This window comes from Pseudomonas sp. NBRC 111143, from assembly GCF_001320965.1.
Taxonomy (GTDB): Bacteria; Pseudomonadota; Gammaproteobacteria; order Pseudomonadales; family Pseudomonadaceae; genus Aquipseudomonas; species Aquipseudomonas machongensis.
The window spans coordinates 56,715-83,269 of the sequence record NZ_BCBT01000025.1 but is presented as its reverse complement, the minus strand read 5'-3'; the positions used below and the strand labels follow the sequence as shown (position 1 = coordinate 83,269).

Here is a 26,555-nt window from a genome sequence, read left to right as displayed (position 1 = left end):
GAACTTAAAGTCATCAGTAGGTTCGCGACATTCGTTGGGACTGACTTATTCGCCTTGAGAACTTGCCCGGATAGACAATCTCTGTTTAGCGCAGCGCCTATCCGTTCAAAGCTGAAAGTGGCGCAGCCATGCAGCGCAGCGCCGGCCGCCACTCGTTGCGGCGCAGGTCCGGGAGCGGACATGGCGAGCGGCGCGCCATTCTCCACGCTTTATGCCTGGGGGACGATGAATAGAAGGGGAGATTGGCCGGGTTTTCGATGAAACAAAGTTTAGAAAAGGGGCTGGCCGTGGGGAGTTTTAAATATATTTCATTCGCGCGGTAGTTAGGGTGGAGGTGAGGGTGTTGTTCTGTTCGCGGGCGTGCCTGCGAACAGAACAACACTGTTATTGAAGATCAGTTCAAACCCAACTTCCCGCGCAAGGTCGACAAGTCTTCGGCCAGGGTGTTGACCGGCCCGACCATGGCCTTGCGATCACGCTCTGCCACCTTGTCGTAGGACTGGAACCCGCCGTCCTGGGTCTTGTACTTGGCCAGCAGCTTGTTGACGGTGGCGAAGTTCTTGTCGACCTTGGCGACGAACGCCTTGTCCTGGGATTCCAGGTGGGTGCGGAACAGCTCGAAGATCTTCTGTGCCCCGTCGATGTTGCCCTGGAAGTCGTACAGGTCGGTGTGACTGTAGCGATCCTCCTCACCCGAAACCTTGGTCGCGGCCACTTCTTCGAGCAACGCTGCCGCACCGCCGACGACTTTCTCTGGCGGGAAGGTCAGGGTGGCAATACGGCCCTGCAGGTCTTTCACGTCAGCGATCAGCTTGTCGGCAATCGGGCCTTGGCCGTCGGTGGTGTTCTTGTCGAACAGCGCGTACTCCAGGCGATGGAAGCCGGTGAAGTCATCGGCCTCGACACCTTTTTCGTGATCGTCCACCCGCGAGTCGATGGCCGCGTCCAGGTCGCTGAACAGCTCGGCGATCGGCTCGACGGCCTCATAGTTGACCCGGGTCGTGGCATACAGCGCCTTGGCCTTGGCCAGGTCTCCCTTCTTCACAGCATTGGTGAACTGCTCGGTGTCGCTCACTAGCTGATCGACCTTCTCGGTGACATAGATCTTGTAGTCCGATACCGGCTGCACCAGGGTCAGCGGGTCAACCGCAGCATTGGCGAACAGCGGGGCAAGCGTGAGCAACAGGGCGAGGCGGGTCTTGTTCATGGCGATGTCCTGATCCGTTTCTGTGTCGTGTCATGCGGTTTTTATGGGGGTGGCAGCGTCGAGCAGCGAACGACCGACGAAGTCGTGATCGTTCTTTACGCCGGGGAGGGCGAAGAAGTACCCGCCCCCGACCGGCTTGATGTATTCCTCCAGCGGCTCGCCGTTGAGGCGGTTCTGGACGGTGATGAAGCCCTTTTCCAGGTCGGCCTGATAGCAGATGAACAGCAGCCCCATATCCAGTTGCCCGTTCTTGTTCACGCCGCTGGAGTAGTTGAAAGGCCGGCGCAGGACCAGGTTGGGCTGGCTGGCCGCAGTGCGCGGATTGGCCAGGCGAATATGGGCCTCCAGACGGGTCAGCTTGCCTTCCGGGTCCTTGGTGTAATCAGGTACGTCGGTTTCGCGCTGGCCGTCCATGGGCGCGCCGCTGGCTTTCTTGCGGCCGAAGATCGACTCCTGCTCCTGCAATGGCGTGCGGTCCCAGCGCTCGACCAGATTGCGGATGATCCGCACCACCTGGTAGGTGCCATCGACCGCCCAGGCAGGTTCGTCGCCATGCTGTACCCAGACCAGCTGGTTCATCAGTGCCGCGTCGCTGGAGTCGGGGTTGGCCGAGCCGTCACGAAAACCGAGGAAGTTGCGGGCACTCTGCTCGGGCTCCGCCGCCTTGCGAGGTGCCTGCGGCGGCACCGAGCCTTCCTGTTTCCAGCGTACGTAGAGCAGGTCAGGCAGGTTCTTGATGATGTCGCGCAGAGCGTGGATGTTGGTGTCCGGCGCGTTGGAGCAGAACTGCAACCCCAGGTCGCCATGGCAGCGCTCGGCCTCCAGCGCGTCGTTGGGGAAGCCGAGCATGCGGCTCAGGCGCTTGGGCTTGGCGCCGGTGAGGCCGAATCGCTCGTCGAACAGCGATTCGCCGACCGACACCGTGATGGTCAGGTTGTCCGGCGTGACGACCGGGCCGAGGATGCCCGAGTCCGCTGGCGGAAGCTTCGGGTCGACCTGGGGGACCGGGCCGCCGGCCATCAGGAAGCGAATGCGCTGGTCCAGCGTGCGGAACAGGCGCTCGAGATCCTGCTTGTCCTGCGCCAGGACATCGAAGGCGACGAACATCCCGGCGGTAGGACGCGGCGTCACCACCCCCGGTTGATGTTCGCCGATCCAGGCGTTGCGCTCTTGCGTGCGGTCGCTGTGCGGGGCTTCGGTGACCTTGGCCGGTGAGGGAGCAGCCAGCGCGTTGCCGGTGGCCATGGCGACGCCTGCCACACCAAGGCCTGCCAGCAGGCGGCGGCGCTCTTGGGATTGCGGGGCGTTACGGGTATCGCGGTCTGTCATCTGAGGCTCACTTGTCTTTACTGGTCGGCCAAGCCCAGGGCCTGATCGATGGCCGCGATCGCGTTGGCCAGTGCGTCGGCATCGGCTGCGATCTGCTGTTTCTGCGCCTGCGGCACCTGGTCGTAGGGCAGGTAGCCCTCGGCGCCGCGCAGGGCCTGCAGGTGCTGCTCGAAGCGAGTCATGGCGCTATCGATTGTCGCCAACGGCTCAGAGCCGTTCCTGGCCAGCAAGGGGCGCAACAGATCGATCACTTTGCACACACCTTCGAGGTTGGCGGCAAAACCCGGCAGGTCGAGGTGGCTGTAGCGTTCCTCTTCGCCACTGCTGCGGATCTGTGCAAGGTTGTGCAGGCTGCGCACCACCGCCTCGGTGAATTGCTGCGGCGCGATGGACTGGGCAAGCAGTTGCGTCTTGAGTTCGCCCAGGTCGAGCAGCAGCGTCTCTGCCACCGGCGCCAACCCTGCGGTGGTGCGCTGTTGGAACAGGCCGTACTCGATGCGATGCAAGCCCGTGAACGCCGGGTCCTGCTCACGCTGTTCGAAGTAATCGGCGCGAGCATTGATCCGGTTGTCCAGTTCAGCCAGACGCTGGCTGGCCGGGGCGATGCGCTGGTAGATCACCCGCGCTGCGCCATAGGCAGCTTGCGCCTGCTGCAGGTCGCCGGCCTGGATCGCATCCTTGAGCGCTTGGCCTGCCCGCACCAGGGCGCTGCCCTGACTGGCCAGGTAGACGCGGTATTCGGACAGCGGCCCGATAAAGGCAGTCAGTGCGGGGCGCGCCTTGGCAGCCGCTTCGGAGGCGGCGGTCGGGGTGACGGTCAAGCTGCCACGGGGGTTGCTGAGCAAGCCGCAGGTGATCGCGTAGCGTCCCGGCTGCAGTGTGGCGTTGATCACCTGTGACAAGCCCGGCGCGATGTTCTCGCGCTCCTCGATCACCAGCACGCCATCGAGAATCTCCCACTCGACGGCGCGTTGCGACTGGTTGACGATGCGGAAACTGTTCGGCCCGGCCGGGACGCTCAGGTCGTTCGGCTCGCAGGCGTGATCGCGGATGGTGATCAGCGTTTCATGTCCGGCGTTGGCCGCACGCCTGGCCTGGGCCTGGTGCGAGGCATAGAAGAACACCAGGCCCGCACCGACCATCAACAGGGCACTGCCGGCAACCGCCAGGCGCAGTACACGGGGGGAGGGGGGCTTGCCGGCGGCGCCGGTCTCGTGACTGGTCATGCTTACCCTTGTTTCTGTGCAACGTGGGAAGAGGAAGGCTTGGCCGGTGCCGGCCAGAAGAACAGCACCAGCGCACCGACCAGATAGAGCAGGTAGGCCCCGAGGGTGCTCACGGTCGGGGTGTCCTGGTAACCGAACATCCCCGCCAGCACCGATCCGGTCGGGCCATCCATCGGCAGGCTGTGGCTGATATCGAAGACCACCCCCTGCAGCGCATTCCAGACCCCGGCCTCGTGCAGCGCCTGCACCGAGTTGGCGAGGATGCCCGCCGCCACCACGAGGATGAACAGGCCTGTCCAGCGGAAGAACTGCGCCAGGTTCAGGCGCAGGCTGCCGGAGTACAGCGCCAACCCGACCAGGATCGCCACCACCAGCCCAAGCAGGGCGCCCAGCGGTGCTGTCGGGCCCTCGCTCTGCTGGAACACCGCCAACAGGAAGAACACCGTCTCCAGGCCCTCGCGAGCGACGGCGAAGAACACCATGGCGATCAGCGCCCAGGCCTGGTGCTTCGAACCCGCGAGCGCGGCATCAAGCGAGACGTGCAACGCGTGCTTGATCGAACGTGCCACTTTGCGCATCCACAGCACCATGGAGCTGAGGATCACCACCGCGACCAGCCCGACCAGCGCTTCGAAGAGTTCCTGCTGTTTCTGCGGGAACTCGCTGCTCATCAGCTCAAGGCCGGCGCCGACGAAGAGGGAAAGGGCTGCGGCGAGAAACACGCCGATCCACACGGCCGGCATCCACTGGCCACGGCCGGTCTGGCGCAGGTAGCTGGCGATGATGCCGACAATCAGCGCGGCTTCGATGCCCTCGCGGAGCATGATGAGGAAGGGAACTAGCATGATTCTCCCGGGATGGCTGAAGGCATCGACCCCAGGTCGAGGTCGCCGGGAAATCTACTTCAATGAGAATCATTAGCGCATGTGAATAATATTTTAACTTCTGCCATTTCCACCCTGGCCAGCCCCGGGAAAATGGGCTTTGCAACGGCGGAGTACAAATGTGCTCTGCTGTGATTACCGGGCTGAATGAAAGAACACTCACGGCGGTTGACCATGTCCCTACCAGGAGGTAGGGTGCCGTTCATGAGCACTCAATCCACGACCTACTCCGATATTCTCCAGTGCGCTCGCACCCTGATCATCACGGGCGGGTACAACAGCTTCAGCTACGCCGACATCGCCGAGAGCGTCGGGATACGCAAAGCCAGCATCCATCACCATTTCCCCACCAAGGCGGAGCTGGTGCGCGTTCTGGTCGCGCAATACCGCGAAGAGGCCAAAGCCGGCATGGCTGCCCTGGGGCGTTACTTTCCCGCCCCCGTCGACCAGCTCAAGGCCTATGTAGGCTATTGGCTGGAATGCGTCGGCGAGGCCAGCAAGGGCTATTGCGTGTGTGCCTTGCTCGCCACTCAGATACCGGTATTGCCTGCCGAAGTCGCCACTGAGGTGAGGGCGCATTTCCGCAGCCTCTCGGCCTGGATTACCACAGTGCTCGAGCGCGGCGCGCAGGTGGGCAGCCTGACCCTGTCCGATACCCCTCAGGCTGAGGCTGAACGTTTCATGGCTGCCGTGCATGGCGCGATGTTGTCTGCCCGCGCCTATGGCGAGCCTGGCGTGTTCGGGCTCATCACGCAGCCGCTGATCGACAGGCTTGTCACACCGATTCCGCCCCCCGGAGCCTGAGCCATGCTGCCAAGCCCACTGGAACAGCAACTGGAATTCCTGCGCCAGATCGACCAGTTGAAAAGCGTGCGTCGCCAATCACCGTTGCTGGACCAGAGCCGCAAGGAAAACTCCGCCGAACACTCCTGGCACCTGGCCATGTATGCGTTGATCCTCAATGAGCATGCCAGCGGGGCAGTGAACAGCGACCGGGTCATCCGCATGCTGCTGTTGCACGATATCGTGGAGATCGACGTCGGTGACTACCCCATTCATGGAGGCTCGTCCAGCCAGTTGCAGGCCGAGCAGGAAGCCGAGGCCGCCCAGCGGCTGTTTGGCCTGCTGCCGCAACCACAGGCCACGCAGATGCTGGAACTGTGGCAGGAGTTCGAGCAGGCCGAGACCGCAGATGCGCGTTTCGCCAAGGCGCTGGACCGTTTTCAGCCACTGCTGATCAACATCTTCACCGGCGGTGGCACCTGGTCCGAAAGCGGTGTTTCGCGCCAGCAGGTCATCGAGCGCTACGGGCCGGTCATCCAGCGCGGCGCACCCGAGCTCTGGGCGCTCTGCGAGCGCTGGATCGCGCGGCATTTCGCGGGTGATGGACAACCCTGAGGTTTTCACGGTGAAAAGCCGCTGTGCAGGCGCAGCGGTTTTTTTTGCAGCTATATGCCTACCTACTAGTCGGTAGTAGTCCATTCATAAAGACGGAGTCACAGCCATGCCACACCCTGTATCCACCCTTGGCGCCATCCATACCGCCGTCAGCGTGGCGACCTTCGTCGCCGGGCTTTACAGCTATGCGCGTCATCATCAGATCGAGCCCCGGGCGCCAGTTGCACGCGGCTACCTGTTCGGGATGCTGGTGTCGGTACTGACGGCGTTTGGCCTTTCCAGTACCGGCGGATTCAACGTCGGGCATGCGCTCGGCATCCTCGCGTTGCTGGTGGTCGGAGCGGCGCTGGTCATCCCCAAGCTCAGCCTGCTGGGGCGTGCGCGGCCCTACCTGGCGCAGCTGGCATTCGCATTCAGCTTCTTCCTGCTGCTGGTACCAGGGATCAACGAAACCCTGACGCGACTGCCAAGCGGCCAGCCATTGGCGGACGGCCCCGAGTCGCCGCTGGTGCGCGGCGCGTTGGCCGGATGGTTGGGGATTTTCGTGGTAGGCGCAGCGGTACAGGCCTGCTGGATCAGGTTGCAGCGCCGCAGGGCACCAGCGCTCTGATCGCCGAGGCGACAGCGCAGCCACTGTGGCTGCGCTGTCACTAGCCGCTTACTGGAACCATTGCCACAGCAGCAGGGTGCCGACCAGCCCAACCACCGAGACGATGGTCTGCAGCACCGACCACACCCAGATCGTCTGCTTGAGTTGCAACCCGAAGTACTCGCGGACCATCCAGAACCCGGCATCGTTGACATGGCAGAAGAACACCGAGCCGGCACCGATGGCCAGTGCCACCAGCGAACTCTGGGTGGTCGCCAGGCCCGCCATCAATGGCGCGAGAATACCGGCAGTGGTGGTGGTCGCAACGGTGGCCGAGCCTGTCGCCTGGCGCAGCGCCACCGCGATCAGCCAGGCCAACAGCACGTACGACAGGTGCGCGCCACTGGCCACCTTGCTGATCGTGTCGCTGATCCCGGCTTCGAGCAGGGTCTGTTTCAGCCCACCACCGGCTCCGATGGTCAACAACAGCACGGCGATCGGCGCCAGGCTCTTGCGCAGTACGCTGCCGACCTGGTCACGGGCCATACCGATCGACCAGCCCAGGCAGATCACCGCAGCGATCACCGCCAGCCCAAGGGCAATCAGCGGCTCACCGAGAAACTTGAGGGTCAGCGCCAGGGTGCTTTGCGGCGCCATGGCGACCTTGGCCAGCGTACTGCCCAGCATCAGCAGCACTGGCAGCAGGATGATCAGCAGCGATACGGCAAAGCTTGGCTTGCGCCGGGTCTCGACCTTGGCGGTGAACAGCGCTCCCAGTTCCGCGGGTTCCTGCACATCCAGGCGTTTCGACAGCCAGATGCCATACAGCGGGCCGGCGAGGATCACCGCCGGCACGGCGATGCACAGACCCAGCAACATGGTCATCCCCAGGTCTGCATGCAGGGCGCTGACTGCGATCAGCGGCCCAGGGTGGGGAGGCATCAACGCGTGCAGGGTGGTCATCCCGGCGAGCGCCGGGATCGCCACCTTGAGCAGCGGCTGCCCAGACTGACGGGCGATGACGAAGATCACCGGCACCATCAGCACCAGGCCGACTTCGAAGAACAGCGGCAAGCCAATGACCATCGCCACCAGCGCCATCACCCAGGGCAGCGCCTTGCCCCGGGCATGGCGTAACAGCGTCGAGGCAATACGATCAGCGGCCCCGGACTCGGCCATCAGTGCGCCGAGCATCGCGCCCAGGGCAATGATGATCCCGGCCTCGCCCAGCAGACTGCCAGCGCCTTTGCCGAACGCCTTGGCCACCTCCTCTGGCGGCAGGGCAGCGCCCAGGCCGGCCACGAAGGTACCGATCAGGATCGAAAGGAAGGGTGGCAACTTGGTGACGCTGATCAACACGATGATGGTGGTGATGGCCGCCAGGCAACAGAGCACCAGGCGGGTGTCGTGGGCAAGCCACGCGGCATGTGAAATATCCAACGGAAACCCCTTCTTGTAATGTCTTGTTACGTCTCTTGAAGGAATATACCGGATGGATTCATATAGACGACTAGCTGATCCCGTTTTTCAGGGTTGCAAGACATGAAAGTTTTTTCAGAAACCGCGTAACCCTGCATCGTCCTCGCAAACCTGCTAAAACTGGCCGCCGCGCGCCACGCGCAGCCCACCCACCCTAGGAGAGAGTCATGATCAAGACCGGCGATTCACTGCCTGATATCACGCTGTACGCCTACAGCAACGGGGAGGGCGCCTGCGCGATCGGCCCGAACGCCTTTTCCATCCGCGAGCGCTGCCAGCAGCGCAAACTGGTGATTTTCGCCTTGCCTGGCGCCTTCACACCTACCTGTTCCGAACGTCACGTCCCCGGCTATGTCGCTGCGGCCGACGCGTTTTCCGCGGCGGGTATCGACGAAATCCTCTGCGTTTCCGTCAACGATGCCTTCGTCATGAATGCCTGGGGTAGCAGCCTGCAAGTGGGTGATGCGGTGAAGATGATCGGCGACGGCAATGGTGAGTTCGCCAAGGCCCTGGGCTTGAGCCAGGATCTGTCGGCTCGCGGCATGGGCCATCGTTCCCAGCGTTACGCGATGCTGGTCGAAGATGGCGTGGTCAGGCACCTCGCGGTCGAGGCGCCCGGCAAGTTCGAGGTCAGCGATGCGCAGAGCATGTTGAAGTGGGTTCAACAGTTATAGGGCCAGGTAGCGTTCAGCCTTTTTCATATGGCAGGCCCTCAGGGCAGGCCATACGCAGCAACTTGCGAAACTTCGGGCAGACCAGGTGCGACGGCGCCGGGCATTCGGCGACGTGTCGCAGCAAGCTGCTGAGCGCTGTCATCCTGCGGACCTGGCGGTCGAGCTCATCGGCGCGCTGGTGCAGAGCCGGGCGGGGCAGGTCCGGCTTGCGGTCCTTGCCGAACATGCCCTTGATCTCCTCCAGCGAAAAGCCGGCGGCCTTGCCCAGCGAAATCAGGGCAAGTTGCAGCAGGGTGTCTTCGCTGTACTGGCGACGCAGCCCACTGCGGCCAACGGACTGGATCAGCCCGACTTCCTCGTAGTAGCGCAGGGCAGAGGTCGTCACACCGCTGCTTTTCGCCAGCTCTCCGATATCGACGATTTTCATGCTTGACTTCAAGTTGACTTGAAGTTGCATCGTAGGCCATCGCCTTTCGATCAACAAGAAGTCAACCATGAACGATGAACCAGTTACAAAGATGAACAAGCCTGTACTGGCCGCGCTGGCAGGCTCGATCCTGCTGGCCTCGCTCGGGGTCAGCATCGCCACGGTAGCGCTCGCGAGCCTGGCGCGGGTGTTTTCGGTCAGCGTGCAGCAGGTGCAATGGGTCGTGCTGGCCTACTTGCTGGCTTTGACGGCAGCCATCATCGTGGCGGGGCGGATGGGCGATCTGTATGGCAGTCGCCGCGTACTGCTCATCGGCCTGGCGGTGTTCACCTTGGCCTCCGGTGCCTGTGCCCTGGCCCCAGGGCTGGATTGGCTGATTGTTGCGCGGGCAGTCCAGGGGCTGGGCGCGGCGGTGCTGATGGCGCTGCCGCTGTCCATCGCCAAGGGCCTGGTGGCCAAGGAACGCCTGGGTACGGCAATGGGCCTGCTCGGAACGATGTCAGCCATCGGCACAGCGCTGGGGCCCTCCCTGGGCGGCGTGTTGATTGGCGCCTTCGGTTGGCGTGCTGCATTCGTTCTGTTGTTGCTGTGCGGCGCCAGCATGCTGGTGCTGACATTGACCGGCATACCCCGGACCAAAGCCCCCAGTGCACGCATTACGCGGTCCTCAACCCGTCCGCTGATACCGCTGGCCGTACTACGCAGGCCGGGGGTCGCCACGTCGCTGGCAATGAACATCCTGGCAGGCGCGGTGATGATGTCCACGCTTGTGGTGGGCCCGTTTTTCCTTTCGTTCGGCTTGGGGCTTAGCGATGCGCAGATGGGGGTGGTGATGGCTGCCGGGCCGATCGGCGCGGCAGTCTCAGGTGTTCCCGCCGGGCGCGTGGTTGACCGGTTCGGAACCCGTCGAACCCTGCTCGGCGGCCTGCTGGTCGCCAGCGCAGGCCTGGTGTGTTTCGCCGTGCTGCCCAGGCTTATCGGCGTTGCAGGCTATGTACTGGCTTTGGTGTTGGTCACACCGGGATTCCAACTGTTCCTCGCAGCCAACAACACCGCCGTGATGGCCAATGCCACGGAGGAATACCGGGGCCTGCTGTCAGGGCTGCTCGGTCTGTCGCGCAACCTGGGCTTGATGACCGGCGCCGCCGCTCTGCCGCTGTTGTTTGCCTGCCTGCTCGGAACTCATGGCCTGGCCGACAGTTCGGCGCAGGTCATTGGCACAGCCTTCTCCATCACCTTCCTGTCGGCAGCGGGTCTGTGTGTGCTTGCCGTCGCGCTTGCGCTGCTGGATCAGCGCAAGCGCGGCCCCTATGCGTCTTCTGTCGCGCAAACGGGCAATCACAACGGGTAACTAGCCAATCACTGCCGGCGACAGCAGATCCTGCAGATCGATGGCGTAGTACATCTCGCGGCGAACCCGATCAGCCACGGCGTTGACCACTTCTGCGCCATCCTGGGACGGATCGACGTGCACACGGAACGGGCGCTTGCCCAAAGGCAGGCCAACCACCCGCACGATCTCGCGCGCCACTTCAGCAGGGTCGGCGTCGTCAGGCTCCAGATGCTTCAACCCGTCTAGCACCTTGCCCGGCACATCGGCATAGGGGCCGTTCTCATATTCAGCGGCAATGGCGGTGTCGGCCGGCTTGCCCGAATGGGCGAAGTGGTTGGTCCCTTTGGTGAACGCGCCTGGCACCATGATGGTGGTCTCGATGCCCCAACGCGTCAGCTCGGTCGAATAGGCCACGGCCAATGCATCCATCGCAGCTTTCGCCGCGAAGTAGGGCGCCAGGAACGGTGGTGTGCCGCCGCGCGTGGACGAGGACCCGACCCAGACCAGCAACCCCTTGCCCTGCTTGCGCAGGTGGGGCAGGGCAGCGCGGTTCACCCGTTGCGTGCCCAGCACATTGACGTCGTATTGCTGCATCAGTTGTTCCGGCGTGAACGCCTCCGCCGGACCGAACACCATATGGCCGGCATTGTGCACGAGCACATCGAGGCGCCCGGCGTCTTTCATGATGTGTGCGATGGCCGCCACGGAGGACGCATCCGATTGCACGTCCAGCTCGACGGTGCGCAGGTCCGAAGCGTTATCCCTCGACCATTGGGCGAGCTCCAGCACTCGCGGTGCATTACGGCCCTGGGTTTCGCGCATCGAGGCGTAAACGGTATGACCGGCGTGGGCCAGGGCCTTGGCGGTCATAAGGCCGAAGCCAGATGACGCGCCGGTAACGAGGATGATCTGGGGCATGTCATGTCACTCCTGGGAGACAAGAAAGGGAGGAGCTATCCGGATCTCATCGCGCTGTCGTGGGTATGCACCGCGCTACCGAGTGGGATATGAACCCTACAGTACGGGATGCATGGGCATGAATAATCACCGAGAATTCGTTATTAGAATTCCATCTACGTGAACAGTTATCGTCAGTGACAAAAGGGGGTAAATTCGCGCGCGTGGGGGCTGAAAGTTTAATGTGCAGCAGCATTGACGCCGCTGCCGAAGCAGCAGAGCCTTGTTCACCAATACGACTCGACATTCCCTTGTCAATCTGGGTGCGCGCAGCATGATCAATCGCTTGGCTTTGATGTATCTGCTGTCTTCAGGCCTGCTGTCGGGGGCATCCTCGATGGCGTTGGCGCAGGAGTTCGCATGCAACGCACCGCCACCCGCCGAGACTTCAATCGGCGGCATCGGCTACTACACCGATGCCGCGCATTCCGAGGTCGATCCGCGCCTCAAGGCCGAGAGCGAGGCAGAGCTCAAACCCTTTCATGACTTCTCTGACCGGTTGACGGCCATGACCGACGACTACCTGGGCAAAAACGATCAAGGGGCAGGGCGCTGCGCATTGGCCTGGCTGAATGCTTGGGCGAGCGCAGGCGCGATGCTTGGGGACATGGTACATACGAACAACGACCAGCCCGACTACACCCGGCAATGGACTCACGGCACCGCTGCGCTGGCTTACTTGAAGACAGAGGCGCTTGCGACGGTCGAGCAACGCAGGGTCATAACCAATTGGCTGCGAAGGTTAACGGCGCTCAATCTGGCCTATTGGGAAAACCCGAAGCACAAGCGCAACAATCATTACTACTGGACCGGCATCGGTGTAATGGCGACGGCCGTGGCAACCCATGACCCTGATCTGTTGCAAAAAGCGAAGGGGATCTATCGCACCGGCATCAATGCCATTCAACCGGACGGCAGCCTGCCCATGGAAATGGCCCGCAAGCGCTTAGCATTGCATTATCACGACTATGCCATCGCGCCGTTGGTGCTCATGGCCGAGTTGGCACGAATCCAGGGCGAGGATTGGTACGCCTACAACGGCCGGGCCATTGAGCGGCTTGCCGACCGAGTGGCTGAGGGTTATGCGAACCCAAGCGGGTTCAAACGAGAGACTGGGGTCAAGCAAGCGCAAGCAAAACCCAGAGGGTCCAGTGGTTGGGTGGAGTTCTACCGTCTGCGCACGCGCCATCCCGAATTGTTCGACATGATGCATGCTGCCGGCCCATTTCGTGAGCCGCGACTGGGTGGGGACCTTACGTTGATGGCCAGTCGCGGATTACGCTGAATTCAAGATCGAAGCGATCAAGCAAGAGACCGAGCGCGCTGCCGACAGCGCAAGGCGGGTGGGGACTTGGCCCCACCCGATCAGAGCACTTTATCGAGCGTGATGGGAAACTCCCTCACACGCTTGCCCGTGGCATGGTAGACCGCGTTGGCCACCGCAGCGGCCACCCCGACGACGCCAATTTCGCCCACGCCCTTGGACCCGAGCTCATTGACAATCTCGTCGTGCTCTTCAACGAAGATCACGTCGATATCCTCGATGTCTGCGTTCACCGGGATGTGGTACTCCGCCAGGTTGTGATTGACGATGCGGCCCAACCGATGGTCGGTCAGCGCTGCTTCATGCAAAGCCATGCCCACCCCCCATACCACGCCTCCGAGGATCTGACTGCGCGCGGTTTTCGGGTTGACCACGCGCCCAGCCGCCACGGCGCTGACCACACGTACCACCTTGATCGTGCCGAGGTCTTCGTCGACGTGGACTTCCACGAATACCGCCGAATGCGTGGCGGTGGAGAACGGTTGGCGTCGGGCGCCGGGCTCGGCGTCGATCTGCACCTCGAACTCACCGTCGGGGGCGCTCGCCACGATGTCCGCCAAGGCCCAACGCTGGCTACCAGCGTGCAAGTAGCCATTGGCGAAAACGATCTGCTCCGAGGGGGTGCTGGCCACCTGGGGATACCTGTTGCGCGCATGTTCCAGCACCTTGGTGCGCAGAACCTGGCAGGCCTGGCGCACGGCCGAGCCCACCGACGACACCGTGAACGATCCGCCCTGAAGCGGTGCGGTGGGCAGTGAAGAGTCCCCCAGCACGAAGGTGACGTCCTCCACCCTGGTGCCGGCAGCATCGGCCGCGATCTGTGTCATGACGGTATAGGTGCCGGTCCCGATATCGGTGGTGGCACTGCTGACGGTGAGGTGGCCCTTGGCATCGATGCGCGCCTTGGCGCTGGCCTTCATCTGCATGGCTTCCCAGACGCCACCGGCCATCCCCCAGCCGATCAATTGGTTGCCATTGCGCATGCTGCGCGGTTGGGGGGTGCGCTCATGCCAGCCAAAACGTTCGGCACCTTGCTGGTAGCAGGCCAGCAATTCCTTGCTGGAGTAGGGCTTGCCCTCGTTGCCATTGTTGGCGGCGAAATTGCGCCGGCGCAGCTCTACCGGGTCGATCTTCGCTGTACAAGCGAGCTCATCCATGGCGCATTCCAGCGCAATCATCCCGGACCCGGCCCCAGGTGCCCGCATGTCCAGCGGGGTGTACACATCGAGCGAGGCCAAGCGATAGCTGAGCGCGACGTTGTCGCACTGGTAAAGCATGCCGCTCCATTCCACCAGGTGCTCGGTGAAGTCCTCGAAGCGGGAGGTCTGGCCAAGCGCATCGTGAGCGATTGCCAGCAAGCGCCCGTTTGCGTCTGCCCCCAGGCGCAAGCGTTGCTCGGTGCGGGGCCGGTAGCCAAAGGTGAACATCTGCTGGCGGGTCAGGGTCACGCGCACCGAGCGCTTCAGGTGCAACGCCGCCATCACTGCCAGCGGCAACTGGTACTGCGGGCGCAAGCCCGAGCCGAAGGCTCCGCCGACGAACGCCGCGCGCACACGAATATTGGCCTTGGGCAGGCCGAACACCTTGTGCAGGTAGTCCTGGCAGTTCTGCGTGCCTTGGGTCTTGTCGTGGATTTCCAGCGTGCCGTCGGCCTTGTAGTGCACGGTCGACGCATGGGGCTCCATCGGGTTGTGGTGCTCGTTGGCCGTCAGGTAGGTCGCATCCACCTGCACCGGCGCACCGGCAAACTGCCCGGGGAAGTCGCCACGTGGCGCCGGCGTTTCGGCGGGTGCCGGATGCGACTGCTGGCATGCGCCCAGGTCTGTCTGGTGAGCCTCGTCGGCATAGTCGATCTTGAGCAGCGAGCCTGCATACCGGGCCAGTTCGAGGGTTTGAGCAACCACCAGCGCTACCGGTTGCCCGCTGTAGAGCACTCGATCATTGAACAAGGGCCGAAACGGCGAGCCCTCGGCAGAGTCGGCATCGCTGTAGTCGTCGTCATAACTCGATATATGCGGACGATGGCCATGGTCGAGCACGGCGATTACCCCGGATACGCGCAAGGCCTGCGTACTATCGATGGCGAGTACCCGACCGCGGGCGATGGTACTGGACACGACGCTGCCGTGTAGCAGGCCGGCCTCGGGGTATTCGCCCGCATAGCGGGCCTGCCCGGTGACCTTTGCCACGCCGTCCACCCGGTCCATTGGCGTGCCGACTACTGGTGTGCTTTTGATCATGGTCGTGCTCCCCCGTTAGCGGCGCCGCGCGCCGCGTCATCCAAGGCACGCACGATTGCTCGCTGAGCGAGCGTTACTTTGAAACCGTTGTGGCTCAGGGGTTGTGCACCTTGCAGCAACGTTTGCGCGGCGCGGGTGAAGAGTGCTTCTGAAGGCACCTGGCCGACCAACATGCGTTCGACAGCCAGGTCTCGCCAAGGCTTGTGGGCAACGCCGCCCAACGTCAGGCGCGCCTGTTGGATCACTTCGCCATCGAAGTTCAAGGCTGCAGCGACTGATACCAGCGCGAACGCGTAGGAGGCGCGGTCGCGTATTTTCAGATAACGGTAATGGTGTTCGAACATTGGGGGCGGCAGTTCGATGCCTGTCACCAGTTCATCGAATGCCAGTTGATTGTCGCGCTCGGGGGTGTCCTCGGGGAGGCGATGGAAATCCGCGAAGGGTATCTGCCGTTCACCGGACGGCCCCTGTACGTGCACCACGGCTTCGAGCGCTGCCAATGCCACGCACATGTCCGAGGGATGGGTCGCGACACAGGCATCGCTGGCGCCGAGAATGGCATGCATGCGGTTCATGCCCGTACGGGCAGGGCATCCGCTGCCCGGTTCGCGCTTGTTGCAGGGGGTGCCGGTGTCGTAGAAGTAGTAGCAGCGGGTACGTTGCAGCAAGTTGCCACCGGTACTGGCCATATTCCTCAACTGCGGCGATGCCCCAGCCAGGATCGCGTCGGACAACAGTGGATAATGCTGCTCGATCATGGGGTGCCAGGCCAGGTCGGCATTGCTCACCCGTGCACCGATCAGCACGCCGCCGCCGGGAGTAGGGTGGATATCGTTCAGCCCGAGTCCGGAGATGTCGATCAGGCGCGTGGGGCGAACCACGTTTTCCTTCATCAGGTCGACGAGGTTGGTACCACCCGCGATGAAGTGCGAGCAGGCGTCAGCCAGGTTTACCGCTTCGCTGACCGAGTTTGGCTTGTGGTAGCTGAAGGGTGTCATGGATTCTGCCCTCGTTGTGGCTCGATCCCATCCCTCATCAACGGCAGGGCTTCTTCCACCGCCGCGACGATGTTGCCATAGGCACCACAGCGGCAAAGATTGCCGCTCATCTGCTCGCGAATGGCCTCCCGGTTGTCGGCACGGCCCTCATGAGCCAACCCGACTGCCGAGCAGATCTGCCCCGGGGTGCAGTAACCACACTGGAACGCATCGTGGGTAATGAAGGCGCGCTGCATGGGGTGCAGGACATCGCCGCTGGCCAGTCCTTCGATGGTCACCAGGTCGGCGCCGTCGCACATGATGGCCAAGGTCAGGCAGGCATTGACGCGCTTGCCATCACGCAGCACCGTGCAGGCGCCGCACTGGCCATGGTCACAACCTTTCTTGGTACCGACCAGGTCCAACTGCTCACGCAGCAAGTCGAGCAAGGTGACCCAAGGATGCACCTGCAGTGTTCGGGACTGACCATTGAGGGTCAGGCAGATGGGGTGCGTATCAGCCCCATTGGAAGAGATCGCGCTCATGGTGAGGTCCTCACGGTCAGGGTACGCGCAGTGTGCTGCGTCTCTGTCGTGCGACAGGCACGGCTGACTAAACGTTCAGCCGGGTCGCCGAGGTGGCGGTCACTTCTTGCCAGGCAGCACCGTCTGCATGGTCCATGCGGGCATCGTAGAGGCTGGTGAGCAGGTGCAAGGCGCCTGGGCCGGAGGTAGCCATGCGAACACCGAGCTCGCTGCATGAACAATCGCAGTAGCAGCGCAACCCCTAGACGAATGCCAACACCCGCTTCACATCCGGCGGCGAGTCGCCAGCAGTGGCCTTCTGCGCCCAGCGCAACGCGCTCGCACTGGCGATTTCCGAGCGTGACTCGATGCTCCTGGCCACGCCACCGACCGAACGATCGGCGAAACCTAGCAGCGAGCAACCATTGTTGATCAGTACGAAGAAGGCAATGACCCAGAATCTTGCTCGAGTCATGACAGCAACCCCTGGGCATTGATGGCCGTGAGCGCGAGCATGAACAGGATGTAGCCAAGGATCGCGGCGTAGGCGCCTTGCTTGAACGAGGTGAGAAGGGCGGTGGCCATGCTGGCAGCTCCAGATGTTGCGCGTGGGGCCAAGCATGGCGAAGTTGAGCATTGTCGGGAAACGATGTTCGACAATTCAAACTATCGATCAAGTTGATTATTGAAACGGCTAATCTGCCTCATAGATATCGACAACCAAGATGATTGCGTTGCCGCGCGGTTTTACTCATCCCGAGCGCGGCACAGACGCCGACCCGAGCGCGCTGTTCGATAGCACGGCGGGCGTCGGACCAGGCGGCGCGGGTGGCGCGGGTGGCGCAGTTTCCCGCGCCGCAGGTGGTACGGCCGAGCGGCAAGGCCGTGACCTGGAGCGTGTGGATCGGGCGCGCAGGCTACTTGAAACGCGGCCGGAGCATGACTGGACCATCGAGCCGCTGGAGCAGTGTGTGGAGCTCAATACCCGCAAGTTGAAGGAAGGCTTTCGCCAGCTGCATGACAGTAGCGTATATGGGTACCTGCAGCGGGTACGGATCGAGCGTGCCGCCGGGTTGCTGGGAGGACGATGTTCGGTGAACGAGGTGGCACCGGCTGCGCCAATCGCGATTTGAGTGGAACCCCCCCCCCCCCGTATTCCCTGATCCAAACACAGCCATTCGACAAATGAGTGGAATGCTTCATGGTTTGTCCACTGAAGAAACGAAATAAATCGTGATTTTCCAGTCATTGTTTTTTTCAGATTCGTGATTTTCCACCAGTTGATTCAAACGATTTTTTATCAATATATGAGTAAACCTCTGGCACGTTCAAAGCGCATTGCCAGACCCTGCGCCACCTCTCAGTGTCAACGCTGACGCTGCTCAGAATCGCTGGCCCCCTACCATCCAGATAACCGAAAATATCACCGATGGATAGGGCGGGATGTCCACGTAACGCCTGATTTCCTTTGCTATCATCAAGCTGGAATCCGCATCAGAGCGTGCGAATACATCTGAGATGGTCATGCGCAAGCGCCCATCTCAGGGAATGGCTTTCTTAAACGGAAATAGGATAAACACGTGGCTCAAGGAAACTTCTTCGCCATCGGTGCCAAGGAATTTGTTCATGCCTGCTCTCTAGGCATCAACAGCGCCGTAGCTCTTCTTGTAATGGCCCGCGGCTCCGGTAGGGACAATGCGACAACTTCTTGGAGCGCGCTGTCAATTTTCACCCGTACAGGTATGGCTCGTCGTAGAGCCCAGGTGGCCATTGAGTCACTGATTGAAGCAAAGCTCGTCGAGGTTCTTCAGGTTGGAAAGAGACCTAGGGACAAACTGCACAAGCCTACAGACGATGCTGAGCTGCTCTGGCTCCCAAACGAGCTCATCGACGGCGCCGGCGCAGAAATCCCGCCAGTAACAAAGCTCCGGGAAGCTGGAAACATTGAGCTTTTGCAGAAGCTAATCGAGCTGTATGGCGTCCATGACCTGGATAACGATGGAGGGCTGCCCCGATCTCTGGTCTGGGCGCACTTTGAGAGAAGCACCATCTGCCCCGTGGGATTATTCACTCTGTATGGATTTCGCAATGAGACACGCCGGGCGGCTGCGACTGGGCTGTTTGCTGACTACGCGAATCGTGAGGACGAACGCGGTAACCGTGGCGCTTGGATGGTGCTTACCCCTTTGGTGGATTTGGGGCTGATTGAGCTCTCATTGTACATGGCTGAGTCGCAGAGCCCCGATGCTGAGCTGATCTATCCAGTAGGCCCGCATGGAACCGGCGATGCCATGTATGACCTCATACAGTGGCTGGAGGATACAGGTGGAAAGGGGTATGCCTTCGAGGCACAAACTCATGATGCGCTGGGCATCGCTATGAAGCACATCGAGAATGCCAATCTTGTAGGGCTGTACAGACTTAGGTATCGCCCTAAAACTGGCAAAACGTCGCGGTGGTGGGCGCTGGAGCTTCAGCAAGCCGAGGCAATGGTCGAGATGGTCAGACAGCAATGTAGCGGTGAGAAAGTCCGGCCTGTTCATATCAAGGCTTTTCAAGGCTGATCAAGGTTATTCAAGGAACGTAAGTGTTCATATCAAGGCTAGTGAAGGGAAGTAAGAGCAGGTGCATTGCTGCGCAACGCACGTTCAGTCGAGACATCAACGAATCGTTGAGACATCTACCTACGCTAGTACTATTACGAGCCCCAGATTCCGATGGGCATGGCTACCGGAGTGAATAAACGCTAGAAAACACGCCGCTATCATCCTGGCTGCCCTTGACTGCCGCGCTGTAGGTCGAGCAGATGAGGGGCACTGGCAACTGGAAAGCGCTCCGCGGTGGTAGCAAGGCTGAACGGGGAAGGGCTGCATGATTAACTGAACAGCCAGACCCGTGATCTGAGCGTGGCTAATTGTCAGGATAATGGGGGGCTGATTGGGCTGCCGAGCGCTCCGTTTACTGGCTAAATTTTCAAAGCGTTACCACCAGCAAAAAAGCGCTACCACCAGCCAAAGCGCTACAACCAGCAACAAGCTTCCTCTTTGCAGGGAGGCGGTGGCACTCAGCATGATGGTAGGGGAGTCGTTTCTAGCATGGCTACGACCGTGAGCGCGTGAGCAATCCGTCCTGTCCGCAATCTTGGGCTAATGACCCCGCATCCATCGACAACGCCCGACCACAACCTCTAGAAACCGCAACCTCGTCGCAGCCCTCATGCTCCCTAGCAGCTTTTACTCGAACACGCCCGTATCTATCCCCCATTGAAGAAGTATTCGATTTCTATCAGCGATGTAATCGACTGCCATCAGCACATAAAGCCTTCAATGCAATATTGGCAATAATAAGCAGGTCATCGCCCGTCCCGTCCATGACTAACTGACAATATAACTATAATTGTTTTGCCAATTTATCTCTAAATACTTTCGCAATCCACGAGCAGCGTTCGAAAGCTTAAAACCTAAGAATCTCACGAAAAATCTAGAAGATTTTGGAATATCACGATTGTGATTTGCGGGCGCGTCGCTAACTGGAAGTTATAACTGGAAGTCAATATTGACTTAAAGGCTTGAAAGCTAGTGAGCTGCAAAAATTATTGAAAATTCCTAAAGGCCCCGCAGGCCGCGGCCTTCAGGGTTTTACGCTGATTTAAAGTGCGAGGCAAAAGAGTTATTTATTTATATATTGACATGGCCGGCCGGCACTCTTGACCATCGAATTCTATTTGGGTTTACTGCGCCCCGCTCAGTTGCTGGGCAGATACAACCCGCTCTTTAACAAATCGAAAGTGGTCGTCGTGAAGGTTAGCCTAGGGCTGGCTTGTTCAAGATCCCTGCATGCGGCAATTGCATTCTCACCGCACGAGGTAATGAATGGGTAGTGATGCTGTAATAGCTCATGCAATAAGGCTTTACGTCTGACCACAAATCAGGGAATTAAGTAATGAATGAGCTTAACTCAGACGAAAAGTATGCTGGAGTACAGACACACAGCAACAACCCTCACCCAGCCCGCATGGAAGCGGCCTTAACCGCAGGCAGTGAAGTGGGCGAGATCGCGCGACATCAGCAGGCGGTCACTCGGTTTGACGTTCTCGCGGACTACCTCGCCGGCAAGATTAGCGCTGAGGTGGCAATGGAGATCTTGCAAGTCAAGAAGTCTCGCTTTTACAAGCTGCTCAACCGTATGAAGGGCGCTAAAAGCTACAGGGCGTTGGTGTGTGATCAGTCCGGGCGAAAGCCAGGGCTCGCGGTCACCCATCCAGAAACGCTTAAGCTGATCAAGGAAATGTTTGAGGAGCATTACCCTGCGTACAAGACCGTGGCAGGGGTATGGAAGCACTGCCAAACGCAAGCTGATAACCGAAGAATGCTTAGGCCCAGTTACCACACCGTTGCGACGTGGATCAAGGCTAAGAATGAGTCCCTACTGCACCAGTTAACTCATCAAGCAGACCAGAACAAGCAAAGGTATGGGGCCAAGCCAGGCTACAAGGTCACTACAAGGCCGCTAGAGTGGGTGCAAATCGACCACACGGTTGTAGACCTGATGGTGGTGGATGAGGACGACCGAAAGACAGTTCTCGGGCGGCCCTACATAAGCCTCGCCGTGGATTTGCATACTCGCGTGGTACTGGGGTTCTACGTGTCACTGCTTCCACCGAGCGCTGTCTCGGTGGCAATGCTTATGGAGAGTTGCGTTTTGCCCAAGGCGGCGTTCCTGCAAGGCCTTGGACTCCCGGAACACCTGCTTCCCTACCATGGGCTGCCGGAAGTCATCCATACCGACAATGCCAAGGAGTTCATCTCAGACGTGTTTGTCCTCAATGCCAAGGATTTTGGCATCAGGGTTGAGCACCGGGACATCCCCGCGAAGCACCAAGGAGGTCACATTGAAAGTCTGATTGGCAAGCTGATGCTTAGAACAGTGCACGCGCTGCCAGGCACTACAGGCTCAAATGCCCAACAAGGTAAGCATTTGAAGAGCGATAAGAAGGCTGCGATTGGGTTAACCGGGCTGCGTCGAATGTTGGTCTACACCTTACATGCCTATCACCAGACCAAGCACTCAGAACTGGGGAAACCTCCGGCAGAAGCATGGGAGGCGCATTATGCCAAAAAACCACACAACCGGGTGCTGGAGGCTTCCGACCATGAGGACTTTAAGTATCGATTTTACCCCGAAGTCTCAAACAAGCAGGTTGTACCCGGTGGCATTGAGATCTTTCGCAGGTTCTACTATGGGCGCTCACTGAAGGAGCTAGTGCGGGAGAAACTCACGGTTAAATATGATCCTTATGACCTAAGCTTCATATACGTCAAGCTTGGTGAGCTTTTTGAAAAAATTCGTTGTGTACGAAATAGTTTTAACAGGAGCTCCGATTATGAAATGTATCGCTGGCAGCGCCAACAGAAGGGAGACCGGGATGGCACCATGACGAAAGAGGGGGCTCAATCGTATGGTGAGGTAACCAAGCAGAAAAACGTGGAGGTCAAGCTAACTACCCAGGAAAAACGTACACGGAAAGTCAAAAGGGGCAAGGCTGACTACAAGAAGCAGGCGGCCCTGCATGGTCATAAAGTGGGAGGTGACAACGCACCAGGTAGCTCTAATGCCCATGATAGTAAAGCCAGTACTCACTTCGGCATGAGTAGTAATAATGTAGGACAGCCTAGTGGCAAGCCCAAAAACCTAAGAAAGGGATCAAGCAAATCCAATGTCTTCGATTTCGGAAGTTTCTTCAAGAACTCGGACGATGCCAACTATGACGAACCTCCAACCTTTTACGATAGCAACAAATCGTAATCTAACCACCAAATAAACAAGCGCGCATGATCCTCTATCTGCTATCGGGATGCGTGCAAGTGCACGTGGCTTCTGTCGCATTTTTCAGGGCCACGAAGCAGGTATCGCAACCGTAGGGCACACACTCAGATAATACGCCTAATAATACAGAGAGGCATGCGCCGATATTTGAGCGATTTTGAATGTTTGACTACTCTCACGTACACCCTGCCTCTCGCATTCACTTCAATCAGCCTGATGATGTTCGCTTGATCACATGCTCCGACGATTTTTGGGTGCATCATCCTAGTGCTGAGAAAATCATCATGCGGATGGAATTGGCAATGAAGATGCGTAACAAAATTAACGCACCTAGTATGCTTGTGACAGCCCCTGGAGGAGGAGGCAAGACAGCGCTAATTACCGAGATGAAAGCTAAAAATGCTACCAATCCAAACAAGATGATTTTTGTAACCATGCACCAAAGCCCTAATGGCTACTCACTGAAGGATCTTATCCTAAGCGAGCTGGGGCTCGGGGTCGGTCGAAGGGCGCGGCAAGGACATAACATAACCCCTGAACTTCAATACATAATCAGAATAGAAAATATCCGTGCGATTGTGATTGACGAAATCCATGATGCCCTCACTTTGACCGAGCTCCAGCAGCGTATCAACCTTTCTTTGTTGAAGAATTTGTCTGGTTCTACTTACGGACTTTCGGTGTTTGCCTTCGGCGTGCCGGCCGCTGCGCGCGTGCTGCGGCAGGATCCTCAGTTGGAACGTCGATATCCGGTAGTAGCTCTCAATGGTTGGGAAAATGGCCCAGAGTTCAGGAATTTCGTGTCAACGTACATCCGCCACCTGCCATTGAAAAAGAAAACAAATTTCCAAGACCAGGCGTTGTTTCTCAAAATCATGAACAAAGGGCAAGGCATCACCGATAACGTCGTTAAAATCCTGCAGGCATCGGCGATGGCTAGCATTATTGATGGTACTGAGCACATCAACCATAGTCACCTTGATAACATTGAGGAAATCATGGGGAACTTCAATTATGCACTGCGCGGCGCAGAGACTCCATCTGAGGAAGAAGAGGCTTACGCATGAGATGAAATGTGATCTGTCACTCCGTAAACGACGTGAGATCGCCCGTGCAGTACTGGAAGGCCTTCATGGCTTCCAGTACTACTGGCCTGAACGTAACGAGGTTTACAACGCGCTTGACGCTCTGGCGCAGGCAAAGGAGGCAAAACTTGTAATGTTAAGTGGTCAGGCTGGTGCAGGAATAAGTTCAATCCTGGAGGCGTTCGCATCGAAATATCATGGTCAGGTGATCCTTGTAACACCGCGTGTTTACTCGGAACGGCTTAATATGATAGGCCAAGTCCTTCATGCAATATTTCCTTTCAGTGAATTTCGTAACCACAACCGTGTTCCGGATAGTTTGATTGCTTTCCGGAAGGGTGGTCGAAAAATCATTATTTTTGATGATCTGGATATCATCACCAATCAAAACAACATGCATGAGGTAGCCTTCGATCAGCTCAATCAACTGGTTGGCTTTCCAGGCTACTTTACGGTGATTATGTCCACCAGGTGTAAAAAACTTATGAGGGACTATTTCGCGATCAAGCGCACAGCCACAACGCTCATCCCGGTTTCCGGACTTGTACCAGCGTCCTGTACGCAGGACGTAATCAATTCCTTCTTCGAACGCTGCAATCAACAATATCGGACTAATATTCATCCCTCCTGCATGGCAGGCCTTGGCGCTCCAGAGGCGGACATGCCAATTGACCGTATCGTCTTCGAGTGTGAGTCTGTGTATTGCGCTGAGCTGCTAAATTTAATTCCACGGGCCAGCGAGGAGGAAAGAAAAGCTGACGGTAAGCGATGCTTATCAATCGCGCAGGAAAGGGTATCTCAAATTCGCCACACGGTTGAATGCTGTGTGTTCATCTAAAACTTAGCACTGATCAATCACTTAGGAGCACTACCATGAAGTCAAAGAAATTTTCCATCCCGCAACCTTTTCCGGACGAAACTCTTTCCTCATGGATGTGGAGGGTCAATTCGACCGCAACTATACCGCTCATATCTCATGAACGATTCAGTTCGCCGGAGGGCGAAATTCTGGAGCGAGATGAGCAAGGGCTTCGGGGAGAGGGGTTTGCAGACCGCGACGTATTGTCTGAAAATAGGTTTATTGAACCACTCATGAGGATCTTCGGTATATCTCCCGAGTGGTTGAGTAAGCGATTTCCGGCGTTCAGTCAACTCTCCATACCAATACAGTTTCGACGAGCATTCTGCTCGGAATGCTTGATGGAATCTTTCCAGCATGTAGGCATTCCGGTTAGCAAAGTGCAGTGGTGCTATCTCGCCAAGCCGATGTGCGAGCTACACGGTGTCCCACTTCATGACTCAACAAGGCTTTTTATAGAGCACGACGATTACTCAGTGCAAGCGCTGGTCTCTTACTTAGATGACCCGAAATTCAAAGAAACACAGGATCATGTGCGTAGCGCTGGGAGGTTGACCCATAGCCTTGCCTTTAAAGCACAACAGCATTTTCAAAGGCTGGTAAAGCGAGCACGCAAGTCAGGAGATGAACTGAAGGTGCAAATGTTCATGATTACTCTAATGCGGACAATGATGATGCCTGCCTATCACCATGCGTATCCAAATGTCGCATTCCACAATTGGGGCGGGACTAATCCTTATATGGGGCTTGGGATTCATGCTGATTTCTTCCTGGAAATCTACAGAAGTACTTGCCTGGCTAGGATTCACGCGCTGTATTTCAGTGCAATCGCTTTGGGCTGGATTAGCAGTAAACAAGCTTTCACCACTACTCGAGAGTGTTATTTCGCCCCGTGGCGTGTCGATCAAGTTTGGTCTAGGTTGGATAGTTATCCCAGCGTTCTCAGGATAGTGGCTCTAGAGCTCAAAAATTATCAAACCCAATACCTGAATCTTGCCGACCTCGATAGCCCTGCATTGAATAGAATGAGCTATGATGAATAAAATCGCGACGCTTTGCTGGGTACCTGGCTACACCGTGCATAATCCTGGCACCTATTCACGCTATCATTTTGTTGTAGTATTACAGGTGGACGTCGTTTCTTGGACGATCTTGACTTACACTATCAGGTCTGATGAAGCGGTTGGAAGTCAATTTGCACCTGCATTGATCGATATGAGACACCCCAATCGTTTCTGGTTATGGCAGGCAGACAAAGTGAACTTGGCGGCGAATGCGACTTGGGTCATCCCGAAGATGCGACCTACTCGGTTCGATTATGACGTTCTCGGTCCTTGGCGTGTTGTTGGAAAGCTGCCTCCTGGGAAGCTGTCACACCTGACCAAAAGCCTCATGAAAGGTTTCTACGATCTGAACGCCCTGCATCTCGCGCATTTCTACAGGCCTACAGCCACTACCAACACCCTATTGCTACAACGGATCGAGGGCGCTATTCAATACGCCAACTCTGTTGCCAGTCGTCCTACTGCGCCGCCTCACATCTGATTCCATAGCACAGCAGCGACTTACAAAGCTGACCAATGCTCGGGCGGCTTTCACGGAATAAAGCTCAGATTGCTATGTAGGTGGTGGCGCTGTAGTTCCCGTCAGTCAGCAAACTGCCGCCGACCATGGCGGCGTGACAAAACCTCTGGTTCGTCTCCCTAAGGTGAAGGACTCGGTCGCGCTGGGGTATGGCCAGCACCCTTAGCCCATCTTCTTCAGATGGCTGCTAACCGCCTGGCGAGAGACACCCAGCCGCCTAGCCACTTCGGCCTGGCTGAGGCCTTGGGCTATGAGTGCTCCAATTTGCACCCGCAACTCTTCAGATGCCGTCGTTATCGGGTGGGTGGTCTTAAGGGGCAGGGAAGGTACTTCACAGTCCAGCAGACTATTGATGGTGAGGTTGTCCAGAAGATCAGAAACGACCTGCTTCGGCGTCTGGCGTCGCTCTGCGGCGTAAGCCAGAACCAACAGAGAGAGTGGGTCTACCCCGAGGGCTTTTGCAATGTCCTGGCTAACGTCGATCGTCACCGAACGCTCACCGGTTTCTAGCCGGCTGATGTAAGAGCGATCGGCTGCCTGGCCCAACGCGTCCTGAGTCGACTCGCGGTGCATGCGCAGGAATTTCAGGGCAGAGCCGTAGGCTTTACGAAGCGACATAACCGTTCCCGTTCA

General features: G+C 58.7%; 25 protein-coding genes and 1 pseudogene. 13 read left to right on the top strand and 13 right to left on the bottom strand.

The window, feature by feature from the left end; translation table 11 throughout:
- Positions 1–394 precede the first annotated feature (394 nt).
- The 4 genes from efeO (APH44_RS15405) to efeU are packed head-to-tail and all read right to left on the bottom strand — an operon-like array spanning position 395 to position 4,607.
- Positions 395–1,207, bottom strand: a complete 813-nt coding sequence (gene efeO / locus APH44_RS15405) for an iron uptake system protein EfeO (protein ID WP_054893471.1) — start codon at positions 1,205–1,207, stop codon at positions 395–397.
- A 30-nt stretch (positions 1,208–1,237) separates the two neighbouring features.
- Positions 1,238–2,536: an iron uptake transporter deferrochelatase/peroxidase subunit gene (gene efeB / locus APH44_RS15400; RefSeq protein WP_054893470.1), complete on the bottom strand. Its 1,299-nt coding sequence runs from the start codon at positions 2,534–2,536 to the stop codon at positions 1,238–1,240.
- Between the two features lie 17 nt (positions 2,537–2,553).
- Positions 2,554–3,762, bottom strand: a complete 1,209-nt coding sequence (gene efeO, locus APH44_RS15395; RefSeq protein WP_054893469.1) for an iron uptake system protein EfeO — start codon at positions 3,760–3,762, stop codon at positions 2,554–2,556.
- A gap of 2 nt (positions 3,763–3,764) precedes the next feature.
- On the bottom strand, positions 3,765–4,607 hold the full coding sequence (efeU, locus tag APH44_RS15390) for an iron uptake transporter permease EfeU (RefSeq protein ID WP_054893468.1): 843 nt from the start codon (positions 4,605–4,607) through the stop codon (positions 3,765–3,767).
- 243 nt (positions 4,608–4,850) lie between these two features.
- Here efeU and APH44_RS15385 point away from each other — a divergent pair, with 243 nt between their 5' ends.
- The 3 genes from APH44_RS15385 (at position 4,851) to APH44_RS15375 (ending at position 6,654) form a co-directional block, all read left to right on the top strand.
- Positions 4,851–5,450, top strand: coding sequence for a TetR/AcrR family transcriptional regulator (locus APH44_RS15385; RefSeq protein WP_054893476.1), 600 nt, complete (start codon positions 4,851–4,853; stop codon positions 5,448–5,450).
- Between the two features lie 3 nt (positions 5,451–5,453).
- Entirely contained in the window at positions 5,454–6,044 is a 591-nt protein-coding gene (locus tag APH44_RS15380; protein WP_054893467.1) for an HD family hydrolase, read from the top strand.
- A gap of 106 nt (positions 6,045–6,150) precedes the next feature.
- Positions 6,151–6,654 (top strand): hypothetical protein, encoded by a 504-nt coding sequence (locus tag APH44_RS15375; protein ID WP_054893466.1) that lies wholly within the window; start codon positions 6,151–6,153, stop codon positions 6,652–6,654.
- 48 nt (positions 6,655–6,702) lie between these two features.
- On the opposite strand, the gene APH44_RS15370 is transcribed toward APH44_RS15375, so the two are convergent.
- On the bottom strand, positions 6,703–8,073 hold the full coding sequence (locus APH44_RS15370) for a gluconate:H+ symporter (RefSeq protein ID WP_054893465.1): 1,371 nt from the start codon (positions 8,071–8,073) through the stop codon (positions 6,703–6,705).
- A 206-nt stretch (positions 8,074–8,279) separates the two neighbouring features.
- On the opposite strand from APH44_RS15370, the gene APH44_RS15365 reads away from it, so the two are divergent.
- Positions 8,280–8,786 carry a peroxiredoxin gene (locus APH44_RS15365; protein WP_054893464.1) on the top strand — a complete coding sequence of 169 codons (507 nt, stop codon included), beginning with the start codon at positions 8,280–8,282 and terminating at the stop codon, positions 8,784–8,786.
- Positions 8,787–8,799: 13 nt separating this feature from the next.
- Here APH44_RS15365 and APH44_RS15360 read toward each other — a convergent pair whose 3' ends face one another.
- On the bottom strand, positions 8,800–9,213 hold the full coding sequence (locus APH44_RS15360) for a helix-turn-helix domain-containing protein (protein ID WP_054893463.1): 414 nt from the start codon (positions 9,211–9,213) through the stop codon (positions 8,800–8,802).
- Positions 9,214–9,280: 67 nt separating this feature from the next.
- On the opposite strand from APH44_RS15360, the gene APH44_RS15355 reads away from it, so the two are divergent.
- On the top strand, positions 9,281–10,564 hold the full coding sequence (locus APH44_RS15355; RefSeq protein ID WP_082420883.1) for an MFS transporter: 1,284 nt from the start codon (positions 9,281–9,283) through the stop codon (positions 10,562–10,564).
- Here APH44_RS15355 and APH44_RS15350 read toward each other — a convergent pair whose 3' ends face one another.
- Positions 10,565–11,464 carry an SDR family oxidoreductase gene (locus APH44_RS15350; RefSeq protein WP_054893462.1) on the bottom strand — a complete coding sequence of 300 codons (900 nt, stop codon included), beginning with the start codon at positions 11,462–11,464 and terminating at the stop codon, positions 10,565–10,567. It lies immediately after the preceding gene.
- Between the two features lie 313 nt (positions 11,465–11,777).
- On the opposite strand from APH44_RS15350, the gene APH44_RS15345 reads away from it, so the two are divergent.
- The gene (locus APH44_RS15345; protein ID WP_054893461.1) at positions 11,778–12,788 is read left to right on the top strand and encodes an alginate lyase family protein; all 1,011 of its coding nucleotides are present in this window, start codon (positions 11,778–11,780) and stop codon (positions 12,786–12,788) included.
- 80 nt (positions 12,789–12,868) lie between these two features.
- On the opposite strand, the gene APH44_RS15340 is transcribed toward APH44_RS15345, so the two are convergent.
- The 5 genes from APH44_RS15340 to APH44_RS15325 all read right to left on the bottom strand — a co-directional run bounded on the left by APH44_RS15340 (position 12,869) and on the right by APH44_RS15325 (position 17,043).
- Entirely contained in the window at positions 12,869–15,067 is a 2,199-nt protein-coding gene (locus tag APH44_RS15340) for a xanthine dehydrogenase family protein molybdopterin-binding subunit (protein ID WP_054893460.1), read from the bottom strand.
- Positions 15,064–16,065, bottom strand: a complete 1,002-nt coding sequence (locus APH44_RS15335) for a xanthine dehydrogenase family protein subunit M (protein WP_054893459.1) — start codon at positions 16,063–16,065, stop codon at positions 15,064–15,066. Before APH44_RS15335 ends, APH44_RS15340 begins: the two co-directional genes overlap by 4 nt.
- On the bottom strand, positions 16,062–16,589 hold the full coding sequence (locus tag APH44_RS15330) for a (2Fe-2S)-binding protein (protein ID WP_054893458.1): 528 nt from the start codon (positions 16,587–16,589) through the stop codon (positions 16,062–16,064). The genes APH44_RS15335 and APH44_RS15330 overlap by 4 nt, the downstream gene beginning before the upstream one ends.
- 67 nt (positions 16,590–16,656) lie before the next feature.
- The gene (locus APH44_RS30400; protein ID WP_256216421.1) at positions 16,657–16,782 is read right to left on the bottom strand and encodes a hypothetical protein; all 126 of its coding nucleotides are present in this window, start codon (positions 16,780–16,782) and stop codon (positions 16,657–16,659) included.
- Positions 16,783–16,830: 48 nt separating this feature from the next.
- Positions 16,831–17,043 carry a hypothetical protein gene (locus tag APH44_RS15325; protein ID WP_054893457.1) on the bottom strand — a complete coding sequence of 71 codons (213 nt, stop codon included), beginning with the start codon at positions 17,041–17,043 and terminating at the stop codon, positions 16,831–16,833.
- Positions 17,044–17,449: 406 nt separating this feature from the next.
- Here APH44_RS15325 and APH44_RS30700 point away from each other — a divergent pair.
- From APH44_RS30700 to APH44_RS29770, 7 genes and pseudogenes are all read left to right on the top strand, one after another.
- A pseudogene (locus tag APH44_RS30700) lies at positions 17,450–17,683 on the top strand (AraC family transcriptional regulator); the annotation flags it as partial.
- A 465-nt stretch (positions 17,684–18,148) separates the two neighbouring features.
- Positions 18,149–19,132, top strand: a complete 984-nt coding sequence (locus APH44_RS15315; RefSeq protein WP_054893455.1) for a hypothetical protein — start codon at positions 18,149–18,151, stop codon at positions 19,130–19,132.
- 1,378 nt (positions 19,133–20,510) lie between these two features.
- Positions 20,511–22,373: a Mu transposase C-terminal domain-containing protein gene (locus APH44_RS15310; RefSeq protein WP_054893454.1), complete on the top strand. Its 1,863-nt coding sequence runs from the start codon at positions 20,511–20,513 to the stop codon at positions 22,371–22,373.
- Between the two features lie 182 nt (positions 22,374–22,555).
- Positions 22,556–23,461, top strand: a complete 906-nt coding sequence (locus APH44_RS15305) for a TniB family NTP-binding protein (RefSeq protein ID WP_256216422.1) — start codon at positions 22,556–22,558, stop codon at positions 23,459–23,461.
- A 1-nt stretch (position 23,462) separates the two neighbouring features.
- Positions 23,463–24,317, top strand: coding sequence for a hypothetical protein (locus APH44_RS15300; protein ID WP_054893453.1), 855 nt, complete (start codon positions 23,463–23,465; stop codon positions 24,315–24,317).
- Between the two features lie 35 nt (positions 24,318–24,352).
- Positions 24,353–25,381, top strand: a complete 1,029-nt coding sequence (locus APH44_RS15295) for a hypothetical protein (protein ID WP_054893452.1) — start codon at positions 24,353–24,355, stop codon at positions 25,379–25,381.
- Complete coding sequence (locus APH44_RS29770; RefSeq protein WP_156343759.1) at positions 25,371–25,883, top strand: hypothetical protein; 513 nt, start codon at positions 25,371–25,373, stop codon at positions 25,881–25,883. The genes APH44_RS15295 and APH44_RS29770 overlap by 11 nt, the downstream gene beginning before the upstream one ends.
- 201 nt (positions 25,884–26,084) lie before the next feature.
- On the opposite strand, the gene APH44_RS15290 is transcribed toward APH44_RS29770, so the two are convergent.
- Complete coding sequence (locus APH44_RS15290; protein WP_054893451.1) at positions 26,085–26,540, bottom strand: helix-turn-helix domain-containing protein; 456 nt, start codon at positions 26,538–26,540, stop codon at positions 26,085–26,087.
- Positions 26,541–26,555 lie beyond the last annotated feature (15 nt).

Bases quoted from the DNA above. Each gene is read 5' to 3' on its own strand.
- APH44_RS15330 (WP_054893458.1), bottom strand. From the start codon at position 16,589: ATGAGCGCGATCTCTTCCAATGGGGCTGATACGCACCCCATCTGCCTG.
- APH44_RS15300 (WP_054893453.1), top strand. From the start codon at position 23,463: ATGAAATGTGATCTGTCACTCCGTAAACGACGTGAGATCGCCCGTGCA.
- APH44_RS15360 (WP_054893463.1), bottom strand. From the start codon at position 9,213: ATGAAAATCGTCGATATCGGAGAGCTGGCGAAAAGCAGCGGTGTGACG.
- APH44_RS15350 (WP_054893462.1), bottom strand. From the start codon at position 11,464: ATGCCCCAGATCATCCTCGTTACCGGCGCGTCATCTGGCTTCGGCCTT.
- APH44_RS29770 (WP_156343759.1), top strand. From the start codon at position 25,371: ATGATGAATAAAATCGCGACGCTTTGCTGGGTACCTGGCTACACCGTG.
- APH44_RS15340 (WP_054893460.1), bottom strand. From the start codon at position 15,067: ATGATCAAAAGCACACCAGTAGTCGGCACGCCAATGGACCGGGTGGAC.
- APH44_RS15375 (WP_054893466.1), top strand. From the start codon at position 6,151: ATGCCACACCCTGTATCCACCCTTGGCGCCATCCATACCGCCGTCAGC.
- APH44_RS15295 (WP_054893452.1), top strand. From the start codon at position 24,353: ATGAAGTCAAAGAAATTTTCCATCCCGCAACCTTTTCCGGACGAAACT.
- APH44_RS15380 (WP_054893467.1), top strand. From the start codon at position 5,454: ATGCTGCCAAGCCCACTGGAACAGCAACTGGAATTCCTGCGCCAGATC.
- APH44_RS15290 (WP_054893451.1), bottom strand. From the start codon at position 26,540: ATGTCGCTTCGTAAAGCCTACGGCTCTGCCCTGAAATTCCTGCGCATG.
- APH44_RS15335 (WP_054893459.1), bottom strand. From the start codon at position 16,065: ATGACACCCTTCAGCTACCACAAGCCAAACTCGGTCAGCGAAGCGGTA.
- APH44_RS15355 (WP_082420883.1), top strand. From the start codon at position 9,281: ATGAACGATGAACCAGTTACAAAGATGAACAAGCCTGTACTGGCCGCG.
- APH44_RS15385 (WP_054893476.1), top strand. From the start codon at position 4,851: ATGAGCACTCAATCCACGACCTACTCCGATATTCTCCAGTGCGCTCGC.
- APH44_RS15325 (WP_054893457.1), bottom strand. From the start codon at position 17,043: ATGACTCGAGCAAGATTCTGGGTCATTGCCTTCTTCGTACTGATCAAC.
- APH44_RS15345 (WP_054893461.1), top strand. From the start codon at position 11,778: ATGATCAATCGCTTGGCTTTGATGTATCTGCTGTCTTCAGGCCTGCTG.
- efeO (WP_054893471.1), bottom strand. From the start codon at position 1,207: ATGAACAAGACCCGCCTCGCCCTGTTGCTCACGCTTGCCCCGCTGTTC.
- efeO (WP_054893469.1), bottom strand. From the start codon at position 3,762: ATGACCAGTCACGAGACCGGCGCCGCCGGCAAGCCCCCCTCCCCCCGT.
- efeU (WP_054893468.1), bottom strand. From the start codon at position 4,607: ATGCTAGTTCCCTTCCTCATCATGCTCCGCGAGGGCATCGAAGCCGCG.
- APH44_RS15305 (WP_256216422.1), top strand. From the start codon at position 22,556: ATGTTTGACTACTCTCACGTACACCCTGCCTCTCGCATTCACTTCAAT.
- APH44_RS30400 (WP_256216421.1), bottom strand. From the start codon at position 16,782: ATGGCTACCTCCGGCCCAGGCGCCTTGCACCTGCTCACCAGCCTCTAC.
- APH44_RS15365 (WP_054893464.1), top strand. From the start codon at position 8,280: ATGATCAAGACCGGCGATTCACTGCCTGATATCACGCTGTACGCCTAC.
- APH44_RS15310 (WP_054893454.1), top strand. From the start codon at position 20,511: ATGAATGAGCTTAACTCAGACGAAAAGTATGCTGGAGTACAGACACAC.
- efeB (WP_054893470.1), bottom strand. From the start codon at position 2,536: ATGACAGACCGCGATACCCGTAACGCCCCGCAATCCCAAGAGCGCCGC.